Origin of the sequence: Curtobacterium sp. 'Ferrero', assembly GCF_002412165.1 — a bacterium.
Taxonomy (GTDB): Bacteria; Actinomycetota; Actinomycetes; order Actinomycetales; family Microbacteriaceae; genus Curtobacterium.
On the sequence record NZ_NXIA01000049.1, the window covers coordinates 1 to 515 of the forward strand.

At 68.7% G+C, this 515-nt stretch carries 1 protein-coding gene; it reads left to right on the forward strand.

Annotated elements, in window-relative coordinates:
• Positions 1-455, forward strand: a 455-nt coding sequence (locus tag Csp2054_RS17575; RefSeq protein ID WP_096900843.1) for a DUF3060 domain-containing protein, incomplete at its 5' end; no start/stop codon positions are given.
• Positions 456-515 lie beyond the last annotated feature (60 nt).

Genomic DNA, 515 nt, shown 5'->3' on the forward strand with positions numbered 1-515 from the left:
GCAGCACCCTTCCGAAGGACACCACCATGCACACGACCCTCACCCGCACCCTCGCCGCCACCACGCTCGCCCTGATCGCCGCAGCCGGCCTGAGCGCCTGCTCGAGCACCGCGCCCGACACGACCCCCTCCTCCAAGCCGTCCGCCACCGCCGAAGTCGCCCAGACCCGCTACAACGACTGCATCGACGGCTCCCTCCAGGTCTTCGACGACAGCACCGACACCAAGCCCGCCACCTTCGGCGACTGCGCCGGCGCCAGCATCATCTCCTCCGGCCGCACCATCACCCTCGGCACCGTGCCGACCCTGACCGTCGAAGGACAGAAGAACACCATCGACGTCACCGGCGTCACCACCCTCACCGTCCTCGGCAACGCCAACACCATCACCTACCACGGCACCGCCCCCAAGATCGACGACCAGGGCAAGGACAACACCATCACTGCCGCCGACTGACACACCCACGACCACCACCACCGAGGGCCTCGCGCACACCGCGAGGCCCTCAGCCATTGC